Annotated in this window: 18 protein-coding genes; 6 read left to right on the top strand and 12 right to left on the bottom strand. The window is 65.3% G+C overall.

What is annotated here, in order from left to right; genetic code table 11:
• The first annotated feature begins 15 nt into the window (after positions 1 to 15).
• Complete coding sequence (locus QY049_RS18265) at positions 16 to 801, top strand: L,D-transpeptidase (protein ID WP_258765781.1); 786 nt, start codon at positions 16 to 18, stop codon at positions 799 to 801.
• A 1-nt stretch (position 802) separates the two neighbouring features.
• Here QY049_RS18265 and QY049_RS18260 read toward each other — a convergent pair whose 3' ends face one another.
• Positions 803 to 925: a hypothetical protein gene (locus QY049_RS18260; RefSeq protein WP_256442509.1), complete on the bottom strand. Its 123-nt coding sequence runs from the start codon at positions 923 to 925 to the stop codon at positions 803 to 805.
• A gap of 249 nt (positions 926 to 1174) precedes the next feature.
• Between QY049_RS18260 and QY049_RS18255 the strand changes: the two genes are divergently transcribed.
• Positions 1175 to 2158 carry a glycerophosphodiester phosphodiesterase gene (locus tag QY049_RS18255; RefSeq protein ID WP_301269797.1) on the top strand — a complete coding sequence of 328 codons (984 nt, stop codon included), beginning with the start codon at positions 1175 to 1177 and terminating at the stop codon, positions 2156 to 2158.
• A gap of 9 nt (positions 2159 to 2167) precedes the next feature.
• Here the strand turns inward: QY049_RS18255 and QY049_RS18250 are convergent, their stop codons facing one another.
• Positions 2168 to 4450 carry a fused MFS/spermidine synthase gene (locus QY049_RS18250; protein ID WP_301269796.1) on the bottom strand — a complete coding sequence of 761 codons (2283 nt, stop codon included), beginning with the start codon at positions 4448 to 4450 and terminating at the stop codon, positions 2168 to 2170.
• Positions 4451 to 4692: 242 nt separating this feature from the next.
• Between QY049_RS18250 and QY049_RS18245 the strand changes: the two genes are divergently transcribed.
• Positions 4693 to 6303, top strand: a complete 1611-nt coding sequence (locus tag QY049_RS18245) for an NAD(P)/FAD-dependent oxidoreductase (protein WP_301269795.1) — start codon at positions 4693 to 4695, stop codon at positions 6301 to 6303.
• A gap of 290 nt (positions 6304 to 6593) precedes the next feature.
• Here the strand turns inward: QY049_RS18245 and QY049_RS18240 are convergent, their stop codons facing one another.
• Positions 6594 to 6758 (bottom strand): Flp family type IVb pilin, encoded by a 165-nt coding sequence (locus tag QY049_RS18240; protein ID WP_187435185.1) that lies wholly within the window; start codon positions 6756 to 6758, stop codon positions 6594 to 6596.
• A gap of 150 nt (positions 6759 to 6908) precedes the next feature.
• Here QY049_RS18240 and QY049_RS18235 point away from each other — a divergent pair, with 150 nt between their 5' ends.
• Positions 6909 to 7796 (top strand): 50S ribosomal protein L11 methyltransferase, encoded by an 888-nt coding sequence (locus QY049_RS18235; protein WP_194480141.1) that lies wholly within the window; start codon positions 6909 to 6911, stop codon positions 7794 to 7796.
• A gap of 51 nt (positions 7797 to 7847) precedes the next feature.
• On the opposite strand, the gene QY049_RS18230 is transcribed toward QY049_RS18235, so the two are convergent.
• Positions 7848 to 8027: a hypothetical protein gene (locus tag QY049_RS18230; protein ID WP_194480140.1), complete on the bottom strand. Its 180-nt coding sequence runs from the start codon at positions 8025 to 8027 to the stop codon at positions 7848 to 7850.
• A 185-nt stretch (positions 8028 to 8212) separates the two neighbouring features.
• Between QY049_RS18230 and QY049_RS18225 the strand changes: the two genes are divergently transcribed.
• Both QY049_RS18225 and QY049_RS18220 read left to right on the top strand, forming a co-directional pair.
• Positions 8213 to 10042 (top strand): aminopeptidase P family protein, encoded by a 1830-nt coding sequence (locus QY049_RS18225; RefSeq protein ID WP_301269794.1) that lies wholly within the window; start codon positions 8213 to 8215, stop codon positions 10040 to 10042.
• A gap of 226 nt (positions 10043 to 10268) precedes the next feature.
• A complete protein-coding gene (locus QY049_RS18220) occupies positions 10269 to 11549 on the top strand; it encodes a multidrug effflux MFS transporter (protein ID WP_301269793.1) in 1281 nt (426 codons plus the stop codon).
• 163 nt (positions 11550 to 11712) lie between these two features.
• Here QY049_RS18220 and ligA read toward each other — a convergent pair whose 3' ends face one another.
• The 8 genes from ligA to QY049_RS18180 form a co-directional block, all read right to left on the bottom strand.
• Positions 11713 to 13860, bottom strand: coding sequence for an NAD-dependent DNA ligase LigA (gene ligA, locus QY049_RS18215; protein WP_301269792.1), 2148 nt, complete (start codon positions 13858 to 13860; stop codon positions 11713 to 11715).
• Positions 13861 to 13956: 96 nt separating this feature from the next.
• A complete protein-coding gene (recN, locus tag QY049_RS18210) occupies positions 13957 to 15630 on the bottom strand; it encodes a DNA repair protein RecN (RefSeq protein ID WP_301269791.1) in 1674 nt (557 codons plus the stop codon).
• 24 nt (positions 15631 to 15654) lie between these two features.
• Entirely contained in the window at positions 15655 to 16554 is a 900-nt protein-coding gene (locus tag QY049_RS18205; protein ID WP_194480131.1) for an outer membrane protein assembly factor BamD, read from the bottom strand.
• A gap of 244 nt (positions 16555 to 16798) precedes the next feature.
• Positions 16799 to 17761: a UDP-3-O-acyl-N-acetylglucosamine deacetylase gene (gene lpxC / locus QY049_RS18200; RefSeq protein WP_194480129.1), complete on the bottom strand. Its 963-nt coding sequence runs from the start codon at positions 17759 to 17761 to the stop codon at positions 16799 to 16801.
• A gap of 363 nt (positions 17762 to 18124) precedes the next feature.
• Entirely contained in the window at positions 18125 to 19915 is a 1791-nt protein-coding gene (ftsZ, locus tag QY049_RS18195) for a cell division protein FtsZ (protein WP_194480127.1), read from the bottom strand.
• Positions 19916 to 20002: 87 nt separating this feature from the next.
• A complete protein-coding gene (gene ftsA, locus QY049_RS18190; protein ID WP_258765770.1) occupies positions 20003 to 21325 on the bottom strand; it encodes a cell division protein FtsA in 1323 nt (440 codons plus the stop codon).
• A complete protein-coding gene (locus tag QY049_RS18185) occupies positions 21322 to 22338 on the bottom strand; it encodes a cell division protein FtsQ/DivIB (protein ID WP_301269790.1) in 1017 nt (338 codons plus the stop codon). The genes ftsA and QY049_RS18185 overlap by 4 nt, the downstream gene beginning before the upstream one ends.
• Positions 22339 to 22685: 347 nt before the next feature.
• Positions 22686 to 23672, bottom strand: coding sequence for a D-alanine--D-alanine ligase (locus QY049_RS18180; RefSeq protein WP_301269789.1), 987 nt, complete (start codon positions 23670 to 23672; stop codon positions 22686 to 22688).
• Between the last annotated feature and the right edge of the window lie 48 nt (positions 23673 to 23720).

Here is a 23720-nt window from a genome sequence, read left to right as displayed (position 1 = left end):
GAGGCCAGACGTCAGATGCGTTCATTTTTTATCGCTTTCACCTCGCTCATGCTTTTGAGCGCGGGCACCGCGCAGGCCAAGGTCGACATTACGGTCGACAAGGACAATCAGCAGATGACCGTCGTGGTCGACGGCGTGACGCGCTATCACTGGCCGGTGTCGACAGGCATTCCCTCGCGCGAGACGCCGAACGGCTCCTTCCGCGCCTTCCGCATGGAAGAGGATCACTTCTCCAAGGAATTCGACGACGCGCCGATGCCGCACTCGATCTTCTTCACCAAGGTCGGGCACGCCATCCACGGCACCGACTCGGTCGGACGATTGGGCACGCCGGCCTCGCACGGCTGCGTACGCCTGTCGCGTCAAAACGCCTCGACGCTCTACGCGCTGGTGCAGGAGCAGGGTGTGCTCAACACCACGGTGACGCTCACAGGCTCGGCACAGGTCGCGCTTGCGCGCAATCCGCGCGGCCGTACGAACAACGCAATCGCCCGCGCCCAGCAGCCGGCCGAGCAGCAATACGCCACCTCAGGCGGCCCGGTGAATCTGGCGCCGCCGATGCAGCCTGCCCGCAGCTACGTGCCGCAGGACGACAACTACATCTATCCCGCCGACGGCAGTGACACCGGCGCGCGCTACCCGGCGCCGCGGCCGATCGCCCGCCCGTACGGCACCCAAGTCTACCAGCAACTGCCGCAACCGCAGCAGACCTACGACCCCGCCTATAGCCAGCAGGGCTATTACTATCAGCCGCAGCCCCGGCAGTATTACCAGCCGCGCGGCTATTATTATCAGAACTGAGCTATTTGAACGCGGCGTCGCCGCATTCGACGATTGTCCGCGAGGCCAGCAGAAGCATTCTGAACGGCGGGTTGCCCCAGGCGTGGAAGGCCAGCGACAGCGCCACCTGCACACCGATGCGCAAATGCGTCTGCGGATCGGACAGGCGGTAGACAGGCCATCACGCCGGGATTGCGGCTGTTGTCGTCACGGGTGACGAAGGGCTGCGCACCGAACGTTTCTGTTGCACGGGAGGGGAAGGCGACTTCCATGAGTGCATAACGACAGAGCGGGCGCAACCCGAGCCGAAGCCCCAGGTTTCAACAGGCGCAAAAGCCCATAAAGCAGGCCCTGCGCGCTCGGCCACGCTCAAGCACTTGCCATCGGAGCTGCGATGACATCACGTACTGCGAGAATTTTGACTGTGCTGTCACTTCTCATTTCGGGAAACGCCATGGCTTTCGATCTCGAGGCGCATCGCGGCGGGCGGGCGCTGCTGCCGGAAAACACCCTGCCGGCGTTTGCCAATGCGCTCACGATGGGCGTGGACACGCTGGAGCTCGATGTCGGCATCACCGCGGATGGCGAGGTCGTCGTGTCACATGAACGCGGGCTCAATCCCGACCTCGCACGGGACGCGCACGGCGCCTATGTCGCCGCGCCCGGCACACCCTTCGTGAAGCTGCGATTCGCCGACGTCAGAGCCTATGACGTTGGCCAGATCCGGCCGGACAGCGCCTATGCCAAGCAGTTTCCCGACCAGCGCGCCGTGCCGGGGACCCGCATTCCCACGCTGAAGGAACTGTTTGCACTGGTGCGCAAATCCGGCAACGACCGCGTGCGCTTCAATATCGAGACCAAGATCGATCCGAATCATCCGGATGAATCGCTTCAGCCACAGGCCTTCGTCGAAAAGCTGCTCGCAGTGATCGAGGGCGAAAAATTCTCCGACCGCGTCATGATCCAGTCGTTCGATTGGCGGACGCTACTCCTCGTCCAGCAGCGCGCCCCGAGCATTCCGACCGTGTACCTGACGATCCAGCGCGGCTCGATGCCGACCAACGCTCTCGACAGGGCCACCAGTTGGACGGCGGACTTCAACCCCGCCGATCACGGCGGCTCGCTGCCGCGCACGATCAAGGCCGCGGGCGGCGCGGTGTGGTCGCCCTATTTCGGCGACATCACAGCGGCTCTTGTCGCTGAAGCCCATACGCAGGGGTTGCGTGTCGTGGTCTGGACCGTCAACAAGCCCGACGACATGGCGCGCATGATCGAGTTCGGCGTCGACGGCATCATCTCTGACAGGCCGGACCTGCTGCGGCAAGTCGCCGGCGAGAAGGGAATAGCGCTGCCGGCTGGGACGCCGGTCCAGCCGTAGGCGCCGGAGCTATTGCTCCCCGAACCGCAGACGCCGATAAAGTGCGCCGAGAATGTTGGAGTAGTCGTCGGTCCAGACCCGCACCTCCTCGTCGGGATCGGTCTCCTCCCACTGGTCGGACGAGGCGAGCTTGCCGACGTCGGCCTCCTCGCGCGCTGAGATGACGACGTCGGTCGAGAAAATGTAGTCGGCGTCGCGGCCCGAATCCTCATCAAAGACCCAGCTTCTCAAATCGTTGGCATCGGCAACGCCGACCACGACAGGCTCGAGATCGAGATGCCGGTTGGAAACGTGCATCACGACGGCGCCGTGCGGAGCCAGCTTGTCCTTGTAGATCTTCATCGCCTCTTCGGTCGCCAGATGAATCGGGATCGCATCCGACGAATAGGCGTCGACAATGATGAGGTCGTAGATGCCGTCGGGCTCCCTGGCGAAGGTGACGCGCGCGTCGCCAATCACCGGCTTCAGGCCCGGCTGGCAGCTCGAGATGTAGCGGAAATTCTTCGGATCACGCGCGGCATCGACCATGGACTGGTCGATCTCGAAGAACTTCCAGTCCTCGCCGGGCTCGGCGGCGCAGGCCAGCGTACCCGATCCGACGCCGATCGCCGCAACCCTCAACGGCGCCCCCTTGCGTTCGCGGATCGCCGTGATGGCCTGACCGATACCGCCGTCCTTGTGGTAATAGGTGATCGGCTCGGGCCGGCCGGTGACCGGCGTGCCGTCATTGTTGCGGAAGCGCTCGGCACCGTGAATGGTGGTGCCGTGCATCAGCACGTGAAAATAGCCGCCCGGCGTCTCCACGATCTTGTGCACGCCGAAGAAGCTGCGGACGGTGGTAACGCGGCCTTCGTCGGCCGGATAGATCCGCGTCACGGCCAGCGCCAGCGCGACGGTGGCAAAGATCTTCCAGCGGTCGGCATTGAGTGCCAGCGCCAGCACCGCGGCCAGCACGCCGACGGCACCGGCGACCCAGACGCGCTGATCCTCGAACCAGGTCGAGAGATTGCCCGTCATGGTGGACGGCGCAACCAGCCCCGCCGCGAGCACGGCCAGCGCCAGCCAGTACCATCTCACGATGCCCGCAAAACGCTCGTTCGCCGACGGCCGGCACAACGCCGCGAGTGCGACCAGGATCGGGTATTCGGCGATCCACGAGAAGGTGAAGGGCGCGACGAGACCGGCAAAAAGGCCGCCGACCATGCCGCCGAACGACAACGCGACATAGAAGCCGGTGAGATATTTGGCTGCAGGGCGGGTTCGCGCCAGCTCGCCATGGCAGGCCATGGCGATGACGAAGAAGCACAATTGATGACCGCCGAGCGTGAGCAGCAGGTTCTGCTCGCCGCCGAAGGCCAGCAGGACGACGACGCCTGCGATCGCCACCGGCTGGAGCATCAGCATCCATTTGTGCGGCAAGAGCGGCCGTGACTGGAACACCACCACCCAGGTCAACAGGTACAACGACAGGGGCAGCACCCACAGCAACGGTGCCGCTGCGACGTCGGTCGAGATATGCGCGGTGACCGCGATGAGCAGGCCCGACGGCACTGCGGCGAGGAAGATCCAGCGCAGCCGCGTCGTCAAAGTGGGTGCCGGCGCAGTTGCCTCTTCGGTTCGCGCATCGACTAAAGCCAGTTTCGGCGCGCGCAGCAGCAAAACGCCGCAGGCCGCAATCAGCAGGATCAGGAGGCCATAACCGCCGGTCCAGAGCCGATTCTGCGTGTGCAGCGTGAACATCGGCTCCAGCAGGAACGGATAGGACAGCAACGCGAGGAAGCTGCCGATGTTGGAGGAGGCATAGAGGAAGTACGGATCGTGGCCGTCGGGGTGGCCGGTGCGGACGAACCAGGCTTGCAGAAGCGGATTGTTGGCAGCGAGCGCGAAGAACGGCAGCCCAATCGACATCACGAACAGGCCGAGCAGCCAGAATGCGTAACCGGACGCTGGCGGCTCGCCATAGGCGCTGGCGATGCCCAGCGGCAAAGTGACGAAGGCTGCGATCAGCAGCGCCAGATGCACCGCGACCGGAATCACGCGATTTCTGATCTGCATGAGCAGGTGCGCATAAGCGTAGCCCGCGAGAAGCAGCGACTGGAAGAACACCATCGCCACCGACCACACCGCCGGTGAGCCGCCGAGCCGCGGCAGCACCATTTTCGTGAACAGCGGCTGCACCGAGAACAGCAAGAGCGCACTGACGAAGATCGCGGCGGTGTAGACCGTCAGCAGCAGCCGGTTGCGCGAGGAGGACGGCTGCTCCGTGGCGGCGGGTTGCACGATCGAATCCATGGAAGCTCCGGCTTTCCCCCGGTGGGCGCCGGGCGCGCGCAATGGAGCACACCGCGCCTGAACGAGCAATAAATGGTCTCGTGATGTTGCAGCGAGGAATGCTTGATATAGAACGTCATTCCGGGGCGATGCGTCAGCATCGACCTACGGTGCGCCATTTGCGCACCGGAGAATCTCGAGATTCCGGGTCTGCGCTCTGCGCGCGCCGGAATGACGGCAGGCAGAAACAACGCGAATCCCTCATGACCGAAACCGACGTCGTCATCATCGGCGCTGGCCATAACGGCCTCACCTGCGCGGCCTATCTCGCGATGGCGGGCTTGCGCGTGCATGTGGTGGAGCGCCGCAACGTGGTCGGCGGCGCCGCGGTCACGGAGGAGTTTCACCCGGGCTTTCGCAATTCGGTCGCGGCCTACACCGTGAGCTTGCTCAATCCGCGGGTCATCCGAGACCTCGGCCTTGCCGAACACGGCCTGCGCGTGGTCGAGCGGCGTGCGCAGAATTTTCTGCCCGCGCCCGACGGCAACTATCTCCTCACCGGCGAGGGCCGGACCAAGGCGTCGGTCGCACGGCTCAGCGCGCGCGATGCCGATGCCCTCGACGGGTTTTCGCGCGAGCTCGAGGACATCGCCGACGTGCTGCGGCAGTTCGTGCTGCGCGCGCCGCCGAACCTGCTCGGCAGTATTGGCCTTGGCGCGATCCGCGAGGCCGCGAACGCACTCTCGACGGCCAACATCCTGCGCGGGCTCTCGCTGGAGCAGAGCCGCAGCCTGCTCGATCTCTTCACCCGCTCGGCCGGCGAGATGCTGGACGAGCGGTTCGAGCACGATCTGGTCAAGGCGCTATTCGGCTTCGACGCCATCGTCGGCAATTATGCGAGCCCCTACGCCGCCGGCTCGGCCTATGTGATGCTCCATCACGCCTTCGGCGAGGTGAACGGCAAGAAGGGCGTCTGGGGCCACGCCATCGGCGGCATGGGTGCTATCACACAGGCGATGGCGCGCGCCGCGCGGGCTCGAGGTGTCACCATCGATACCGATGCCGGCGTGCGCGAAGTAATCGTCGAGCGCGACCGCGCCGTCGGCGTGGTGCTGGAGAACGGCACTTCCGTTCGGGCGAAGTATGTCGCGGCCAACGTCAATCCCAAACTGCTCTACACGCGGCTGGTCGCGGCCGATGCTCTGCCGCAGGATTTTCTCGCACGCATCCGCCACTGGAAGAACGGCTCCGGCACCTTCCGCATGAACGTGGCGCTGGACCGCCTGCCCTCCTTCACGGCGTTGCCGGGCCAAGGCGATCATCTCACCTCCGGCATCATCCTGGCGCCGAGCCTGGGCTATATGGACCGCGCGTATCTCGACGCGCGAGCACAGGGCTGGAGCCAAATGCCGATCGTCGAGATGCTGATCCCCTCCACGCTCGACGACACGCTCGCGCCTGCGGGGCAGCACGTCGCAAGCCTGTTCTGCCAGCACGTCGCGCCGGAGCTTCCCGATGGCAGGTCCTGGGACGACCATCGCGACGAGGTCGCCGATCTCATGATCGCGACTGTCGATAGCTACGCGCCGGGCTTCGCGGCCAGCGTGCGCGGCCGCCAGATCCTCTCGCCGCTCGATCTCGAGCGGCAGTTCGGCCTGTTGGGCGGCGACATCTTCCACGGCGCACTGACGCTGAACCAGCTTTTCTCCGCCAGGCCGATGCTGGGCCATGCCGATTACCGTGGGCCGCTGAAGGGCCTCTACCATTGCGGCTCCGGCGCCCATCCCGGCGGAGGCGTCACCGGCGCCCCGGGCCACAACGCCGCGCAGGTGATTTTGAGAGATCACCGCAGCCTGTTCGCAAGCCGTGGATAGGCCTGTGGACGAACCGTGGACAGGTCTGTTGGCAAAGCTGTGGTGAAGCCGTGGAAACCTGGAGCGACCGTTGGGTACAAGTCCGGATCAGGCTGTGGAGAAAGGGCGGGAAAGGCCGTGCATAAGCCGGTGGATGAGCGGCCGGCGATGCGCGGACATCATGTTGAGTTCCTGTGGAGAGACCTCCCAATACGACTTCGCCCGCCAAGGGGGCAATTCCCCCAGCGGGCGATCGTCGAAAAAGCCGTCTATGAAGAAAGTGGCCCCCGCTGGGAAATGGGAGGCAGAAATTACTTCAAGGAGCTGCTAATCGAACCGAACTTGTCGTTCATCGTGGTGCCCAGGCTGTTCACCACGGTGATGATCGCCAGCGCGATCCCGGCCGCGATCAGGCCGTATTCGATCGCGGTTGCGCCGGACTCGTCCGACCAGAATTTCGAAACCATGCGCTTCAAGACTCGCCTCCATTCCAGGGTGTGTTGTTTGGTTCCAACATCCGAGAATCTACGGAGCGCAACCTACGGTCCAGTTAACTTGGGAACCGCAAGTTATCCGGAAAAACGGGAACAAAAGTTCCCCAAATTGAACCCAACGGGGCCCCTAGAATGCAGCCTTCCCCTACCCACCGAGCCAGCTTTTCGATCGGAAGCGAGGCTGCCGCCAGGCGCGTCGTCGACGTACTCACGGAGGTCTTTTTCGAAGGCGATACCGCCGTCGCCGCCTTCGAGCGGCCGGACGGACAATGGGATGTCACGCTGCATTTTGCCGAGGCGCCGGACCAGACATTGCTGCACGAACTCGTTGCAACTTCAGCAGGAAATGACGTCGTCGCCACGCTTGCCTTCGACACGGTCGAGGCCAAGGACTGGGTCAAGGCGAGCCTGGAAGATCTTGTCCCCGTCCCGGCCGGACGCTTCGTCGTCCATGGCAGCCACGACCGCGATCGGGTGGCGCCGAACAAGCTCGCCGTCGAGATCGAAGCGGCGCTCGCCTTCGGAACCGGACACCACGGCACCACGCGTGGCTGTTTACTTCTGCTTGACCATGTCCTGAAACATGCCCGGCCGAGGCGCGTGCTCGATCTCGGCACCGGTACCGGCGTGCTGGCGATCGCAGCCGCCAAGGCGCTGCACCGCGCGGTGCTGGCCTCCGACATCGACCCGCCCTCGGTGCGAGTCGCGGCCGAAAACGCGGCACTGAACGAAACAGGTCAATACGTCCGGGTGATCCGTGCCACCGGCTTCGCTGCGCCGGACTTTGCCAAACGCGGCCCGTTCGACCTGGTACTGGCCAACATCCTTGCCAATCCGCTCCGGCAATTGGCGGGTCCGATGGCCCGGCATCTGGCGCCCGGCGCCCGCGTCATCCTCTCCGGCCTGCTGACCCACCAGGCCCCTGCGGTGATCGCCGCCTACCGCGCACGCGGCCTCATACCTCTCCGCCATCTGCGGATCGAGGGCTGGAGCAGCCTGCTGCTAAGGAAGGTGGATTGAGCAGGTAGGTGTGCACCCTCGCCCCGCTTGCGCGGAGAGGTGAGCAACGCGCTACTCCTCGGGCTTGTCGTCCCGGCGCATCGCGCGCTCCGCATGCAAGGTCCGCCTTGCGCGGCGCGCCGCAACGCGGTCGATCATCTGGCTGATGAGGCCACGCGGCTTCTTCGGTGTCGTTGCGACAGGTGCGCGGCGCACCGGCGGCGAAATCTTCTCAAAGGTGAACGCTGGCATCGTGTGTCCCCTCGCCGTTGAGATGAACCACCTGCTCGAATTTCCCTTACATCCGGACGAAGCGCAACTGCCGCATCCACTACTCCACTCAATTCGAATGGAACATTTTCAAGCACAGTCCGTGCCAGATGAGATCGCAATTGCGTCTACATTGCGGACTGATCCCCATGATCCTAAACTGAGCCATGTTCGAAGCACACTTCCAGACATTCGAGGAGCCGGAGGCCGGCGTCGCGTTGACGGCACGTCTGGCTGCGCTCCGTGATGAACTCGCCCGTCGCAAGCTGACCGGCTTTGTGATTCCGCGCGCCGACCAGCAGCAGAATGAATATGTCGCGCCCTCCGAAGAGCGGCTCGCCTGGCTGACCGGCTTCACCGGCTCGGCGGGGCTTGCCGTGGTGCTGGCCCGGGAAGCCGCACTTTTCGTTGACGGCCGCTACACGATCCAGGCGGCCAAGCAGGTCGACGCAAAGGCGTGGACGGTCGAATCGCTGATCGATCCGCCGCCGGAGAGCTGGATCTCGGCGCATCTCAAAACCGGCGATCGCCTAGGATTTGATCCATGGCTGCACACTTTTGCGGCAGCCGAACGCCTCTCCGCCGCCTGCGCCAAAGCCGGCGCCGAATTGGTGGCGGTCGACAGCAATCCGCTCGACGCGGTCTGGCAGGACCGGCCTCAAGCCCCGATCGCGCCTGTCGCGATCCACGGCCTGCAATATGCCGGCGTCGCCGAGGCCGAGAAGGTGGCGCAGATCAAGACCGAGATCGAGAAGCTGAGCGCCGACGCGCTGGTGCTTTCCGACAGCCATGCGGTCGCCTGGACCTTCAACATCCGCGGCGCCGATGTCGCGCACACGCCGCTGCCGCTGTCCTACGCGCTGGTGCCCAAGGTCGGCCGGCCCACCGTGTTCATCGACCACCGCAAGCTCTCCAACCTGACGCGCGATCATCTCGAGCAATCGGCCGATGTGCGCGAGCCCGATGCGCTGACGCCGACGCTGATGGCGCTCGCCAAGAGCGGCGCGGCGATTGCGCTCGACAACGCCACGGCGGCCGATGCGCTCAGCCGGTTGATCCAGGGCGGCGGCGGCAAGCCGGTGCGCGGCAGCGATCCGATCGCACTGCTCAAGGCCGTGAAGAACGCGACCGAAATCAAGGGCACGCAGACGGCGCACCGTCGCGATGCGATCGCGCTGGCGCGCTTCCTCGCCTTCATCGATCGCGAGGCTCCAAGCGGCAAGCTCACCGAGATCGACGCAGTCGAGGCGCTGGAGACGTTCCGCCGCGACACCGGCGCGTTGAAGGACGTGTCGTTCCCGACCATCTCGGGCACGGGGCCGAACGGGGCCATCGTGCACTACCGCGTCACCCGCAAGAGCAACCGGCGCATCGTGCCCGGCGATCTGCTGCTGATCGATTCCGGCGCGCAATATGAAGACGGCACCACCGACGTCACCCGCACCATGGCCGTGGGCGAGCCGACGGAGGAGATGCGCGACCGCTTCACCCGTGTGCTGCGCGGCCATATCGCGATCGCGCGCGCGGTCTTCCCCGACGGCACCACCGGCGCGCAACTCGACACACTGGCGCGGCAATATCTCTGGGCCGCCGGCGTCGATTTCGAGCACGGCACCGGCCATGGCGTCGGCAGCTATCTCAGCGTGCACGAAGGACCGGCACGGATCTCGAAGCTCGGCACCACGCCGCTGAAGCGCGGCATGATCCTCTCCAACGAGCCCGGCTATTACAAGACCGACGGTTTCGGTATCCGCATCGAGAATCTCGAGCTGGTGGTCGCCGCCGACATCAAAGGCGCCGAGAAGCCGATGAACGCATTCGAGACGCTCACGCTGGCGCCGATCGACCGCCGGCTGATCGACGCCGCCATGCTGAACCGCGACGAGCTCGCCTGGCTCAATGCTTACCACTCCCGCGTCCGCACTGAAGTGGGGCCGGCGCTGGATGAGACGACGAAGGCCTGGCTCGATCAGGCCACGGCGGAGCTGACAGCCTAGACGGTGCCCGCATGGCGCTACGCGATCAGCGCAAGGCTCAGCGGCCCTCGCCCCGCGATCACGGCCGGCCTGGTGCGTTCCTCGCCACGCTTCGCCGTAAAACGACGGCTTCCTGCACGCCGTCACGGTAACAGTTCCGGAATCGGTATAGCCGCATTCCGAAACGCCGATATCCGTCTTGTGCGAGCAGGCTACAGTCCGACTCGAATTCGAAAGACGGATACGCATGCACGGCATGATCAGCAGGCCGCAGGACGCGGCGACGAGGAACATCGCGACCTCGCGCGTGGTGTTGCTGCTGCTCGTCGTCATGACCGGGATCGCGCCGATCTCGCTGTACATCCTGGTTCCGGCGCTGCCGGTGCTGGCGACGACCTTCGGCCGCGATATCTCGATCGCGCAGATGACGGTGTCGCTCTACATGGTCGGCATCGCACTCTCGCAGCTGATCATGGGGCCGCTGTCGGACAGGTTCGGCCGGCGCCCGGTGCTGCTCGGCGGCCTTGCGCTGATGGTGACGGCGAGCGTCGCCTGCATCTTCGCCGAGACCCTGCCGCAGCTGATCGCGGCGCGCTTCTTCCAGGCCCTCGGCGGCGCCTCCGGCATGGTGATCAGCCGCGCGATCATCCGCGACATCTACGAGCGAGATCGTGTCGCCTCCATGATCAGCCTCGTGGTCGCCGCCCTGATGATCGGCCAGATGGTCTCTCCGCTCACCGGCGGCCTGATCGAGACCGCGTTCGGTTGGCGCGCGATTTTCTACGCCGTCACATTCGGCGCGATCGCAGTCGCCGTCGGCATCGCAATCGCACTGCCGGAGACGCGGCGCGACCGCGCTGTCGGCAGCGGCGGCTTTCGCAGCGACGTCGGCACCCTGATCAAGAGCCGCGCCTTCATCGGCTACGTGATGTGCCAGGTGCTGGCGTCCCAGATCATCTTCACCTTCGCCGGCGGCGGTCCCTACATCGTCGTGACGCAGATGGGCCGGACCAGCGCCGAATACGGCGCGTGGTTCGCGACGACGGGATTTGCGTATCTGGTCGGCAATCTGCTCTGCGTGCGCTTTGCGCCGCGACACTCGCTGGAGAAGCTGATCTGGTTCGGGCTCGCCTTGCAACTCTGCGGCAGCCTCTTGAACCTGTTCTGGAGCTTTACGGGCTGGAACGAAGCGCCAAGCTGGCTGTTCGGCACGCAGATGATCGTGATGGTCGGCAACGCCTTCGTGATGGCGAACTCCGCCGCCGGCGCCATCAGCATCCGCCCCGAAGCCGCCGGCACCGCGTCGGGTGCCATGGGCTTTCTGCAACAGGGGATCGGTGCGCTGATGTCGCAGTTCGGCGCCTATCTCGGCGGCCATTCCGCCACGACGCTGCCGCTGACCTCGGCGGTGCTTGCGATCTCGCTGCTCTGCGCCGCGACGATGACCTTCATCGTGCCGCGCCGCGAGCTGGTGGTGAGCGAGGAATTGATCGAACAGGCGGAAGAGGAAGAGGCGGGGATGATGTGAGGGGGCTCGAATGCCTCCACAAGAACGGTGTCATCCTCCGCTAAAGCGGGGGATCCAGTACGCCGCGGCTTCTCCGTATTGTCGCGCTGTCTCCGGAATCCTGGATCGCCCGGTCAAGCCGGGCGACGAATGCAGAGGAGTGAGCGGCGCGGAGGACGACCTTTCACTCCCCGATCAACTTCAACCACTCGTCCTCGGTCAGCACCTTGACGCCGTGCTTGTTGGCGTCCGCGAGCTTCGAGCCCGCGCCGGGGCCGGCGACGACGAGGTCGGTCTTCTTCGACACCGAACCCGAGACCTTCGCGCCCAACCGCTCGGCGGTGGCCTTGGCCTCATCGCGCGTCATCTTCTCCAGCGAGCCCGTGAACACCACCGTCTTGCCCGCCACCGCGGAGTTGCTCTTCGGCTTCTCGGCATCGACGATCTCGACCTCCCTGGTCAGCCGTTCGACGATGCCGCGATTGTGGCTCTCGCCAAAATAATCGGCGATGCTCTTGATCACGGTATCGCCGATCTGGTCCAGCGCGTCCATCTCCGCCATCGCCTCCTCGTCGCCCTTGGCGACCTTGAGGCAGGCGTCGTGGAAGGCATTCCAGGAGCCGTAACCGCGCGCAAGCGCGAGCGCCGTGGTCTCGCCGACATGGCGCATACCGAGCGCATAGACGAAGCGCTCCAGCGCGATACTGCGGCGGCTCTCGATGGCGCCGAACAGATTGCGCACCGAGGTCGCACCGTAGCCCTCGATCTCCTCGAGCTTGAGCTTTGCATTGCGCTTCTCCAGCGTGAAGATGTCGGCGGGCTCCTTGACCCATCCCTCATCGAAGAAATACTGGAGCTGCTTCTCGCCGAGACCGTCGATGTCGAAGGCGCGCCGCGACACGAACAGCTTGAGGTGCTCGATCTTCTGGTAGGGGCAGGCGAACTCGCCGGTGCAGCGGGCGCGTGATTCCTCCTCGCCGGCTGCCGTCTCCCCGCGCACGACGTCGGTGTGCAGCGGGCACGGGCAGGTCTTCGGGAAGTGATATTCCCTGGCGCTCTTCGGCCGCTTGTCGAGGACGACGTCGACGACCTGCGGAATCACGTCGCCAGCGCGCTGGATCACGACGGTGTCTCCGATCCTGATGTCGCGCCCCTCGCGCAGAAGCTCGCCCTTGTTGCCGATGCCCTTGATATAGTCCTCGTTGTGCAGGGTGACGTTCTGTACGATCACACCGCCGACCCCGACAGGCTCGAGCTTGCCGACCGGCGTGAAGGAGCCGGTACGGCCGACCTGGATCTCGATGTCGCGCAGCACGGTCATGGCCCGCTCGGCCGGGAATTTATGTGCGATCGCCCAGCGAGGCGTGCGCGAGACGAAGCCGAGCCGCTCCTGCCAGTCGATACGATCGACCTTGTAGACGACGCCGTCGATGTCGTAGTCGAGCCTTGCACGCCGCTCCTCGATGGAATGATGGAACGCGATCAGCTCCTCGACCGAGTGACAGAGTTTGGTCAGCGGATTGGTCTTGAAGCCGCAGCGCTCGAACCAGTGGATCATGCTGCTCTGCGTATCCTCGGGCATCGCGCTCATCTCGCCCCAGGCATAGGCGAAGAAGCCCAGGGGACGCGAAGCGGTGATGGTCGGGTCCTTCTGCCGCAACGAACCCGCGGCAGAGTTGCGCGGATTGGCGAAGATGGTGTCGCCGGCCGCCTTCTGCCGCTCGTTGAGCGCGAGGAAGGCCTTCTTGGTCATATAGACTTCGCCGCGCACCTCGCAGACATCAGGGATGTTGCGCCCCTTCAGCTTCTGCGGCACGTCCTCGAGCGTGCGGATATTGGCGGTGACGTCCTCGCCGACCGCACCATCCCCTCGCGTTGCCGCGGTGACGAGTTCGCCGCCCTCATAGCGCAGCGACATCGACAAACCGTCGATCTTGGGCTCGGCGGAGAAATTGATCTTGTCGTCGTCGAGCTTGAGGAAACGCACGATGCGGCCGACAAAGTCGCGCACGTCTTCTTCGGCAAAGGCGTTGTCGAGCGACAGCATCGGAACGGAATGCGACACCTTCCTGAAGCGCCCGGACGGCGCCGCGCCGACCTTCTGCGAGGGGGAATCCCCGCTGACGAATTCAGGAAAGCGCTTTTCGATCGCGTCGAGGCGGTGGCGCAGCGCATCGTATTCGGCGTCGGTGACGGTGGGCGCGTCCTCTTGATAGTAGCGCTCGTTGTGTCCCTCGATCTCGAGCGACAGCCTGATGTGCTCGACCTTGGCCTGTGCCTTGGTGAGGTCGGCGACGTCACGAAGCGGTTTTGATCTTGCTGCTCTGGCCATGGTGCTTGGATACGACGGAGCGGGAGGGACGGTAAAGGCGGGTTAGTCTCTTTGTTCCCCGGATGCGGCGCAACGCGCCGCGCCCAGAGAGCACCACTAAGCCGTCGCCGCCTTGAGCAGCCGGTCTGCGGCCGCCCTCGCCTCGGCCGTGATCTCGGCGCCGGCGAGCATGCGGGCGATTTCCTCACGGCGGTGGTCGGCAGCCAGTGCGTTGACACGGGTGGCGACGCGCTTGCCCTTGTCCAGCGCATCCTTGGAGATCAGGAGATGCTGGTCGGCGCGGGCGGCGACCTGCGGAGCATGCGTCACCGCCATCACCTGGACCTTGCCGGCGAGGCGCGCGAGCCGCGCGCCGATGGCATCCGCCACCGCGCCGCCGACGCCGGTGTCGATTTCGTCGAACACCAGGGTCGGCGCCGAGCCGCGGTCGGACAGCACGACCTTCAGCGCCAGCAGGAAGCGCGACAGCTCGCCGCCGGAGGCGACCTTCATCATCGGGCCCGGCTTGGTGCCTGGATTGGTCTGCACCCAGAACTCGACGCGATCGAAACCTTGCGGGCCCGGAGCAGCCTCGTCGGTCGCGACCTGGGTCATGAACTTTGCGCGCTCGAGCTTGAGCGGCGCCAGCTCGGCGTTGACGGCCTTGTTGAGCTTCTCGGCGGATTTCTGCCGCGCCGCGGAGAGCTTCTTCGCCGCCGCCGCATAGCGCGCGTCGGCCTCGATCGCCGCCTGCTCGAGCTTCTTCAGGCGCGAGGCGCCGGCATCGATCAGCACGACGTCGGCGGCGTATTTGGCGGCGAGCACCGCCAGGCCATCGACCGGCGTCGAATATTTGCGCGAGGCGGCGCGTAAGGCGAACAGCCGCTCCTCGATGCGCTCGAGCTCGGCCGGATCGAAATCGGTCGCTGCGAGCGCGGCCAGGAGATGCTGGTCGGCCTCCTCCAGCGCGTTGATCGCGATGTCGATCGCCTTCACCGCGGGCTCGACCAGCGCCGGCGAATTGACGCCGCGACGCTCCAGCCGGCGCACGGCGGCGGACAGCGCCGCAACCGGCGAGTTATGGCCGCCGACCACCTCCTGCGCCTCGCGCAGATCCGAGGCGATCTTCTCGCCCTGCATCATGGTGGTGCGGCGGTGGGCGAGCGAGGTCTCCTCGCCGTCCTTGGGCGCGAGCTGCTTCAGCTCGTCGGAGGCGTGGCGCAGATAGTCGGCCTCGCGCGCCGCGCGCTCCATGCCGGCGCGATGCTCTTCCAGCTCGGTGTTGGCGGTGCGGCGCGCTTCCCACAGCGCTTCGAGGCCAGCCACGTCCTTTTCGAGGCCGGCAAAGGCATCGAGCAGGCGGCGATGGGTGGCGGCATCGACCAGCGCGCGCTCGTCATGCTGGCCGTGGATCTCGACCAGCGCAGCGCCGACCGCCTTCAGCGTCTGCACGCTGATGGACTGGTCGTTGATGAAGGCGCGGGTCCGGCCGTCAGCGAGCTGGACCCGGCGCAGGATCATCTCACCGGTATCGTCCAGCCCGTTCTCGGCCAGGATTTTCGTCGCAGGGTGATTCTTCGGGATATCGAAGACGGCGGTCACCTGCCCCTGCTCCGCGCCATGGCGCACGAGGCCGGCGTCACCGCGGCCGCCAAGAGCCAGTGCAAAGGCATCGAGCAGGATGGATTTGCCCGCACCGGTCTCGCCGGTCAAAACCGCAAGTCCGGTGGCGAATTCGATATCGAGCCGTTCGATCAGGACGATGTCACGGATCGACAGACGCGCCAGCATGGAACCAGATTTCCTAGCCGAGACCTAGAGGCCTATCTTCTTGAAGGTCTGGCTGATCCAGGACCCCTGATTCTCGCTCGGCTCGAGACCGCCGGATTTTACAAGATTATAGGCGTCCTTGTACCAGCGGCTGTCAGGAAAATTGTGGCCGAGCACGGCGGCGGCGGTCTGGGCCTCGCCGACGATGCCGATCGACATATAGGCCTCGGTGAGGCGGTAGAGCGCCTCCTCGACGTGACGCGTGGTCTGGTACTGCGTCACCACGGCCTTGTAGCGGTTGATTGCGGCCGTGTAGTCCTTCTTCTGCATGTAGTAGCGGCCGACGGCCATTTCCTTGCCGGCAAGCTGGTCGCGTGCGCCCTCGATCTTGGCCTTGGCGGAGGTCGCATATTCGGACGTCGGATATTTGCGCACTACCTCTTCCAGCGCGGCGATCGCCTTCTCGGTGCGGCCCTGGTCGCGATTGATGTCCGGGATCTGGTCGTAATGCGAGGCGGCGATCAGGTACTGCGCGTAAGCGGCATCCGGGCTGCCGGGATGCAGAGTGACGTAGCGGGTCGCGGCACCGATGCAACTGTCATAGTCGCCGCCCTGGTAGGACGCGTAGGCCGACATCAACAGCGATTTCCGCGCCCAGTCGGAATAGGGATGCTGGCGGTCGACTTCCTCGAACTTCTTGTTCGCCGCCTTCATGTCCTTCTTTTCGTTCATGAGGTACAAGCCCTCATTGTAGATCTTGTCGGCGGGCTCCTCGACGAAGGTATCGTCCTTGGCGGTAAACTTGTCCCAGAGGGAGCCGGTGCCGCAGCCGGCCAGCGGCAGCGCGAGCAGGAAGAGGGTCGCGGCCTGAAGCAGCCGGCGGGTCTCGACCGGAGCCTTTGGAGATCCCAAGAAAAATCCGCGCGTCATACGCTGTGCCGACATGAATTTAAGACCTGACGCCCTGTGATGCGGTGCCCGCCAGCCCGTGATCCCCGTCACGGCCGCGAAATGTGATCGTGGTGCCTGCCATGCGACCACGTCGGTGTAACCGAAAAACGATTGTTAACCTATCGGATAGGCAGGCATTCCGCCCGGATTAAGGCGAAATCGCCGCAATCCTAGTCGATCATGGTTACCAGGAGTTTCCCGGAGAAATCGGCGCTTGGCCGCTTGCCGCAGCGGGCTTTCAGGACACGTCCGGCCCATAGGCCGCGGCGATCCGGCCGCCAACAATACCGCTGCCAACCTCGACCACGGCACGCGTGGTGCGGCGAACGGCCTCGCCCTCGACCACACGCCAAGCAGTACGGTCGGCAAGCAGTGCGGTCAGGACGGCGTGGTTGAGCTTGTGGCCGCCACGCAGCGAGCGATAGGCGCCAAGCAGCGGCAGTCCGGCCAGCGAGAGATCGCCGATCACGTCCAGCACCTTGTGGCGGGCGCATTCGTCAGCGTAGCGCAGGCCCTCGGTGTTGAGCAGCCGCTCCTCGTCGAACACGACGGTATTTTCGAAGGAGGCACCGAGCGCGTAGCCCGCGCTCCAGAGCCGGGCAACGTCGCCCATCAGACCGAAGGTCCGGGCGCGGCCGACGTCGCGGCGGAAGCGCTCCGGGTTGAGCTCGAAGGCGTAGCTCTGCTGACCGATGACGGGGTTGGTGAAGTCGATCTCGACCTCGACGCGGAAACCGTTGGCGTAGGGCCGGATCTCGCCGAAGGAGTCGCCGATCTTGACCGAAATCGGCTTCAAAACCTGGATGAACCGGCGCTGAGCCGGCTGGGTGACGATGCCGGCCTGATCGATCGCAGCAACGAAGGCCGCGGCGCTGCCGTCCATGATCGGCACTTCCGGACCGTCGATCTCGATGGTGGCGTTGTCGACACCCATGCCCCGCAGCGCAGCCAGCACATGCTCCGCGGTGGACACCAGCGGACCGGTACGGTCGCCGAGGACGGTCGCGAAATCGGTCGCGATCACCTGGTCGGCAGTCGCCTGGATCTCGCGGTCACTTCCCTCGAGGCCAGTGCGGACAAAAATAAAACCTGCATCGACAGGTGCAGGTCCCAACGTCAGGGTGACTGGAAGACCGGAATGAACGCCGACGCCGGCCACGGTGGCTTGCGCGCGAAGCGTTGTTTGCCGGCTAAATTTCATCAGGAACCCGCCCCACTACGACCCACTGCGACTTATACGAGGCTCGACTGATCGATTGAGATCGACCGACCGAATCTCCGTATCCCCAAGTCACGGCAAACCATAGTCACTGCCTCAAACAGCGCCAACTCACGCTTTTTTACCGATTGTTACCCCAAACCCGCCGTATTCGCGCCAAGGCTTAACCAAATTGCACCTCGGTTTGGGACTGATATCAGCAGCTTTACTGAAGCACCCAACCGCTAATTAATGATTTAAAATCAGTTGCTTGAACACGCAATCCGGAAATGCGCGGGACAAAAGGAAAGGTCCCGGCAAGCTTCCCGCCGGGACCTTTTTGCGTCTGCCTTATTGTAACAATCCTCAGGTCGCCTGCCGCCGCAGGAAGGCCGGGATATCAAGATGGTCGTCTCCCTGTGGCGCCGGCGCAACAGGTGCGGGGCGGCCATGGGCGTCGAGACCCTGCGGGGCGGGCCGGCGGGCATACTCGGACACCGGCTCGCTGGCAGCGATCTGCTGCTGCACGGTCCGCTGCGGCTTGCGCTCGGGCAGCGCCGGCATGGCGGGACCGGAGGTGCGAGCCGCGATCGGCGCCTCGCTCTCCTCGTCACGACGGCCGAGGCCGACATTGGCGAGGCGCTGAAGCAGTGACAGACGGGTCTTCTGGGGCGTCTCTTCTTCCACTTCGCCACGGGCCTGACGAAGCTCGGCCTGGGCCGGCATCGGCAGTTCCTCGAGGCGCGGCATCCGCGGCGCGCGGGCCGGAGCGCGCTCGGCCTGCGGCGGAATGAAGGTTTCCGGCGTCATCGGCTCGTGCATGGCGAGCGGGGCCTGCTCGGGCTCCGGAAACAGCGTGGGCTTCTGCGCGATCGGCCGCACGGTGACGTCGCCGTAGGTCTGCGGCGCGGACGCCGGCGGGACTTCCGACACGGCTGCGGCGATCGCGGCAAGCGCGGCGCGCTCGACGTTGGGACGGGGTGCGACGGGCGCGGCAGCGACCGGGGCCGCGGCCGGGATCTGCGCTTCCATCTTCTGGGCGCGTTCGGCCAGACGCTGGTTGTCGGCGCGGAGGCGTGCGGTGAGGTCGGCGAGACGGCTTTCGGCGGCAGCCGCCGGAACCGCCGGAGCCTGCTGCGGTGCGGCGTTCGCAACCGGAGCGGAGGTCGCCTGGCTGTTGCGGGCGATTGCCGCCTGCTCGATGCCGGTGGCGACGACCGAAACGCGGATCAGGCCGTCGAGCGCTTCGTCGAAGGTGGCGCCGACGATGATGTTGGCGTCCTGGTCGACTTCCTCGCGGATGCGGGTTGCAGCTTCGTCGACCTCGAACAGGGTCAGGTCCTTGCCGCCGGTGATCGAGATCAGGAGGCCCTTGGCACCCTTCATCGAGCTGTCGTCGATCAGCGGGTTGGCGATCGCGGCTTCCGCGGCGGTCAGCGCGCGCTTGTCGCCGGAGGCCTCGCCGGTGCCCATCATCGCCTTGCCCATCTCGCGCATGACGGCGCGGACGTCGGCGAAGTCGAGGTTGATCAGGCCTTCCTTGACCATCAGGTCGGTGATGCAGGCCACGCCCGAATAGAGCACCTGGTCGGCCATCGCGAACGCGTCGGCGAAGGTGGTCTTCTCGTTGGCGACCCGGAACAGGTTCTGGTTCGGGATGATCAGCAGCGTGTCGACCACCTTGTGCAGCTCGGCGATGCCGGCTTCGGCGGTGCGCATGCGGCGGCCGCCCTCGAAGTGAAACGGCTTGGTCACGACGCCGACGGTGAGGATGCCCATGTCGCGCGCGGTCTTGGCGATGACGGGAGCTGCACCGGTGCCGGTGCCGCCGCCCATGCCGGCGGTGACGAACACCATGTTGGCGCCCGAGAGATGATCACGCAGCTCGTCGATGACTTCTTCGGCAGCGGCAGCGCCGACGTTCGGCTGCGAACCTGCGCCGAGCCCTTGCGTCACCGCGGTGCCCATCTGCACGATGCGCTGCGCCTTCGACATCGTCAGCGCTTGCGCGTCGGTGTTGGCGACCACGAAGTCGACGCCCTGAAGGCCCGCCGTGATCATGTTGTTGACGGCGTTGCCGCCGGCGCCGCCGACGCCGAACACGGTGATCCGGGGCTTCAACTCGTGAATATCAGGAACGTTGATGCTGATGGTCATGTTTGCCTCTCGATCACGCGCGCGTGGGTTCGCCCCGGCCTGCGGCCGCGGGAGTTGGTGAAATCAGACATTTGCGGAAAGCGGTCATCAAAAGCCCTCGCGTAGCCATCGTCCGACCTTTCCGAAATAACCGCCGGTCCCTGTCTTGACCTGCTGCCGCGTATGCCGCGGTTCGACATGCTCGTGGTGAACATATTGCGGGTAGACGAGAAGGCCGGCCGGCACAGCGAACGCGGCGTTCTTCGCCTCGTTGGGCAGCCGGCCGAAACCGAGCGGGCGGCCGACGCGCACGGGCCGGCCGAGAATCTGGGTGCCGAGCTCGACGAGGCCGGTGAGCTGCGAGGCGCCGCCGGAGAGCACGACGCGGCCCTTGGGCTCTGCCGCAAAGGGCGAATCCTTCAGCTTGTCCCGAACCATTTCGAAGACTTCCTCGGCACGGTGCTTGACGATGTTGGCGATGGTGGCGCGCGAAACGATCTGCGGCAGATCCTGATCGTCACCGGCTGTCGGTACAGACATCAGCTCACGCGAGTCCGATCCGCCGGTGATGACGGTGCCGTATAACGTCTTGATTCGCTCGGCATCGGCAATGGTCGCCGAGAGTCCGCGCGCGAGATCCATCGTGATGTGTTGCCCGCCGACCGCAAATCCGGCCGCGTGCACGAAACGGCCGCCGGAATAGACCGCGATGGTGGTGGTGCCTGCGCCCATTTCGACCACGGCGGCGCCGAGATCGGCCTCGTCGTCGGTCAGCACCGACAGGCCGGCGACATAAGGGCTTGCCGCCATGGCTTCGACGTTGAGATGGCAGCGTTCCACCGCCAGCATCAGGTTGCGCGCAACGGTGGCATCGCAGGTGACGACGTTCATGTCGACGCCGAACTGATGTGCGACCATGCCACGAGGATCGCGGATGCCCTTGACGCCGTCGAGCGTGTAGCCGACCGGCAGCGCATGCAGCACGGTGCGGCCTTCGCCGGTGGCGTGACGCATGCCGGTGGAGGTTACGCGGCTGACATCGGCCGGCGTCACCGCGCCACCGCGGATATCGGCCGCGGCTTCGACCAGCTGGCCCGCGAGCCGGCCGCCGGAGACCGACAGCAAAACGGACTCGACGCGGACCTTGGCCATTTTCTCGGCAAGCCCGACGGCCTGGCGCACCGCCTGCTCGCATTCGCCGAGATCGACCACCGCGCCGGCCTTCATGCCGCGCGACTGGATCTGGCTGTAGCCGATCAACTCCACCGCATGAGTGCGCCCGCGCAGCGCCTCGCTCGGCGGCGACGGCTTCAACCGCGCGATCATGCAGGCGATCTTGCTGGTGCCGATGTCGAGGCAGGCAACCAGGCCGCCGCGCTTGTGCGGCATCGGGCGCGTCTTCGGCGTCTGGGTGCGATCAAGACCGGTCATGCGGCGTCCCCGGCCTTCTTTTTCTTCTTGTCCTTGAACAGATCATCGCGCGCCTTGGCGGCGTCGTCGGACAGCTGCACCACCAGACGGTCGGGCAGGCGCATGTCGATCGCCACGATGTCCTTCGAGAACAGGCGTTCGTCCTTGTCGAGCTTGGAGAGCGCGGCGAGTGCGTTGCCGACGTCCTGCTCGGGCAGGCGGACGTCGAGACCGTCCTTCAGCCTCAGGTTCCAGCGCCGCTCGCCGACATAGATCGCGGCTTTGGTCACCGAGTTCACCTGCGGATAGCGGGCGAGCAAAGCCAGGAAATCGCGGGCCTGCGTGTCGGCGCCCTTGCCGACCACGAGCGGCAGCGACAGGAACCGGCGCGAGACATAGGGCTCGAGCAGCGCGCCGTCGTCGGCGATGACGGAGAGCCGGCCGGCCTCCTGCCACAGCGCGAACGCCTTGCGCTCGGTGATCTCGATCATCAGCTGGCCCGGATAGAGCTTCAGCACGGTCGCGTCCGCAATCCAGGGATTGGCCTTGAGCTTGTCGCGGACGTCGTCGGCATCGAGGAACAGCAGCGATGAGCGGCCGCTGACGCCGCCGATCGCGAGGATCTCGTCCTGGCTGAGCTGCTTGCGGCCGTTGATCACGACCGAGGTGATGCGGAAGCCGGCCGAATTTGCCATCGCGTTGCGCGCGTCGCTGACCGCGGTGATGAAATCCTGGAGATGACCGCCCTTGACGATGCCGAGGCCGCAGCTGCCGATCAGCAGCAGCACGGTCATGGTAATCCCGACCCGGCGCGGCAGATAGCGCTCGATCAGCGCGACCAGGCGCGGCGGCGGCTCGCGCTCGATGACGGCTTTGGCCTTGAACTTCTGCTTGGCGCTCGCGCGCTTCTCCGCGCGCTTGTCCTGCACCCACTCGCGCAGAAGCACGACCGCTCCGATAGCGGCCGCCTTCAGGTCAGCTTGGGGCCTCAGCGATCTCACAAACGACCGGGTGAGGCTTCCTGCACCATCCATTGCACGAGCTCGTCAACAGTTTGCCCGCGACACCGCGCGGGTCCTGGCGAACATGACGTCTCGGTCGTGCCGGGCCGGGTGATGGTCTTCGGCTGAAGAAACCGCTCCCCTTCAAAGCGTTCGCCGACCGGAAACATCCGAAACGACTCACGCGCCGGCAGCCAAAACGCCATATGCGCCGCCAGCGTTAACCTTCGGATGTCCTGGTAAACAAAAGGTAAAGTTCGTTAACGCGGGATGCTTTTTGCCTAGGCAAGTGAGGCAGTTGCGCCACGATGTCCGGTATTTTACCGGTTTTGGCCGCCAAACCGGCCGTTTTGGCCGTTCCGGCCGTTAACCAATCCTAACTATTTCCGCACCCGGCGCGCGGCGAGCTCGATCAGGTCGCGGAGGAAATCAACGAAGGCTATGCCCTCGGCTTTCAGCGCCTTGGGGTAGAGCGAGGACTTGGTCAGCCCGGGCAGCGTGTTGGTTTCGAGATACATCAGCCCCTTGTCCGAGACGATGAAGTCGGAGCGGGAGTAGCCGGAGCAGGACATCGCGCGGTGCGCCAGCATGGCCTGCGTCTTGAGCGCGGCGGTGACCTCCGCCGAAAAGCGACCCGGACAGATCTCCTGGGTCGTCGACAGCAGATATTTGGCCGCGTAGTCGAAATTGCCCTCGCCCGGAATGATCTCGATCGGCGGCAGCGAGATGAGCGAACCGTCGGTGCGCTCCAAGACACCGCAGGTCGCCTCGACGCCGGCGATGTAGGGCTCGATCACATATTCTTCGTGCTTGGCCGCGTTGCGAACGGCGACGAGATCCTGCTTGGCGTTGACGAAGATCAGGCCATAGCTCGAGCCGTCGCGCGCCGGCTTTGCGATCAGCCGGCCGTATTCGGCGAAGGCGTCGTCGATGTTCTCGAGCGCGATGCCCGCAGGCGGCGTCGCACCACCGAGCGCGGCAAACCGCTTGGCCGCGATCTTGTCGAAGGCGAGATGCGATGAAGCCGAGCCCGAGCCGGTGAACGGCACGCCGCGCGCCTCGCACATCACCTGCAATTCGCCATTCTCCGCGTATCCGCCATGCAGGCCGAGCACGAGGACGCGGTCTTCCGCCTTGGCCTGGTCGAGCGCCTGCGCCAGTGAAATGCCTGAGGTGCCCGGCCTGAACTCGTCCTCGAACGGCCGGGAATGTTCGAGCAACCGTTTCGACTGGACCACATGCACCTTGTCCTCGACGTCCCAGAACCAGAGATCGGCCTCGGGCAGCGCCTGATGGAGCGCCTGGGCCGAGGCGACTGAAACCAGACGTTCGCGGTTGGAGCCGCCGAAGAGGATGGTGATGCGCATGTTCTCAGTTACCTCTGTGCCGTCATTCCGGGATGGTGCGCAAGCACC

Origin of the sequence: Bradyrhizobium sp. WYCCWR 13022 (assembly GCF_030435535.1) — a bacterium.
GTDB lineage: Bacteria > Pseudomonadota > Alphaproteobacteria > Rhizobiales > Xanthobacteraceae > Bradyrhizobium.
Note: the sequence above shows the minus strand (reverse complement) of the source record. Positions and strands in the feature narration are given on the sequence as shown.

What these genes read in the sequence shown, in the direction of transcription:
- QY049_RS18180 (WP_301269789.1), bottom strand. Translation starts at nt 23,672, where the DNA reads ATGCGCATCACCATCCTCTTCGGCGGCTCCAACCGCGAACGTCTGGTT.
- QY049_RS18235 (WP_194480141.1), top strand. Translation starts at nt 6,909, where the DNA reads ATGCAGCCTTCCCCTACCCACCGAGCCAGCTTTTCGATCGGAAGCGAG.
- QY049_RS18230 (WP_194480140.1), bottom strand. Translation starts at nt 8,027, where the DNA reads ATGCCAGCGTTCACCTTTGAGAAGATTTCGCCGCCGGTGCGCCGCGCA.
- ligA (WP_301269792.1), bottom strand. Translation starts at nt 13,860, where the DNA reads ATGGCCAGAGCAGCAAGATCAAAACCGCTTCGTGACGTCGCCGACCTC.
- QY049_RS18245 (WP_301269795.1), top strand. Translation starts at nt 4,693, where the DNA reads ATGACCGAAACCGACGTCGTCATCATCGGCGCTGGCCATAACGGCCTC.
- QY049_RS18250 (WP_301269796.1), bottom strand. Translation starts at nt 4,450, where the DNA reads ATGGATTCGATCGTGCAACCCGCCGCCACGGAGCAGCCGTCCTCCTCG.
- QY049_RS18205 (WP_194480131.1), bottom strand. Translation starts at nt 16,554, where the DNA reads ATGTCGGCACAGCGTATGACGCGCGGATTTTTCTTGGGATCTCCAAAG.
- QY049_RS18220 (WP_301269793.1), top strand. Translation starts at nt 10,269, where the DNA reads ATGCACGGCATGATCAGCAGGCCGCAGGACGCGGCGACGAGGAACATC.
- lpxC (WP_194480129.1), bottom strand. Translation starts at nt 17,761, where the DNA reads ATGAAATTTAGCCGGCAAACAACGCTTCGCGCGCAAGCCACCGTGGCC.
- ftsA (WP_258765770.1), bottom strand. Translation starts at nt 21,325, where the DNA reads ATGACCGGTCTTGATCGCACCCAGACGCCGAAGACGCGCCCGATGCCG.
- recN (WP_301269791.1), bottom strand. Translation starts at nt 15,630, where the DNA reads ATGCTGGCGCGTCTGTCGATCCGTGACATCGTCCTGATCGAACGGCTC.
- QY049_RS18255 (WP_301269797.1), top strand. Translation starts at nt 1,175, where the DNA reads ATGACATCACGTACTGCGAGAATTTTGACTGTGCTGTCACTTCTCATT.
- QY049_RS18265 (WP_258765781.1), top strand. Translation starts at nt 16, where the DNA reads ATGCGTTCATTTTTTATCGCTTTCACCTCGCTCATGCTTTTGAGCGCG.
- QY049_RS18225 (WP_301269794.1), top strand. Translation starts at nt 8,213, where the DNA reads ATGTTCGAAGCACACTTCCAGACATTCGAGGAGCCGGAGGCCGGCGTC.
- ftsZ (WP_194480127.1), bottom strand. Translation starts at nt 19,915, where the DNA reads ATGACCATCAGCATCAACGTTCCTGATATTCACGAGTTGAAGCCCCGG.
- QY049_RS18185 (WP_301269790.1), bottom strand. Translation starts at nt 22,338, where the DNA reads ATGGATGGTGCAGGAAGCCTCACCCGGTCGTTTGTGAGATCGCTGAGG.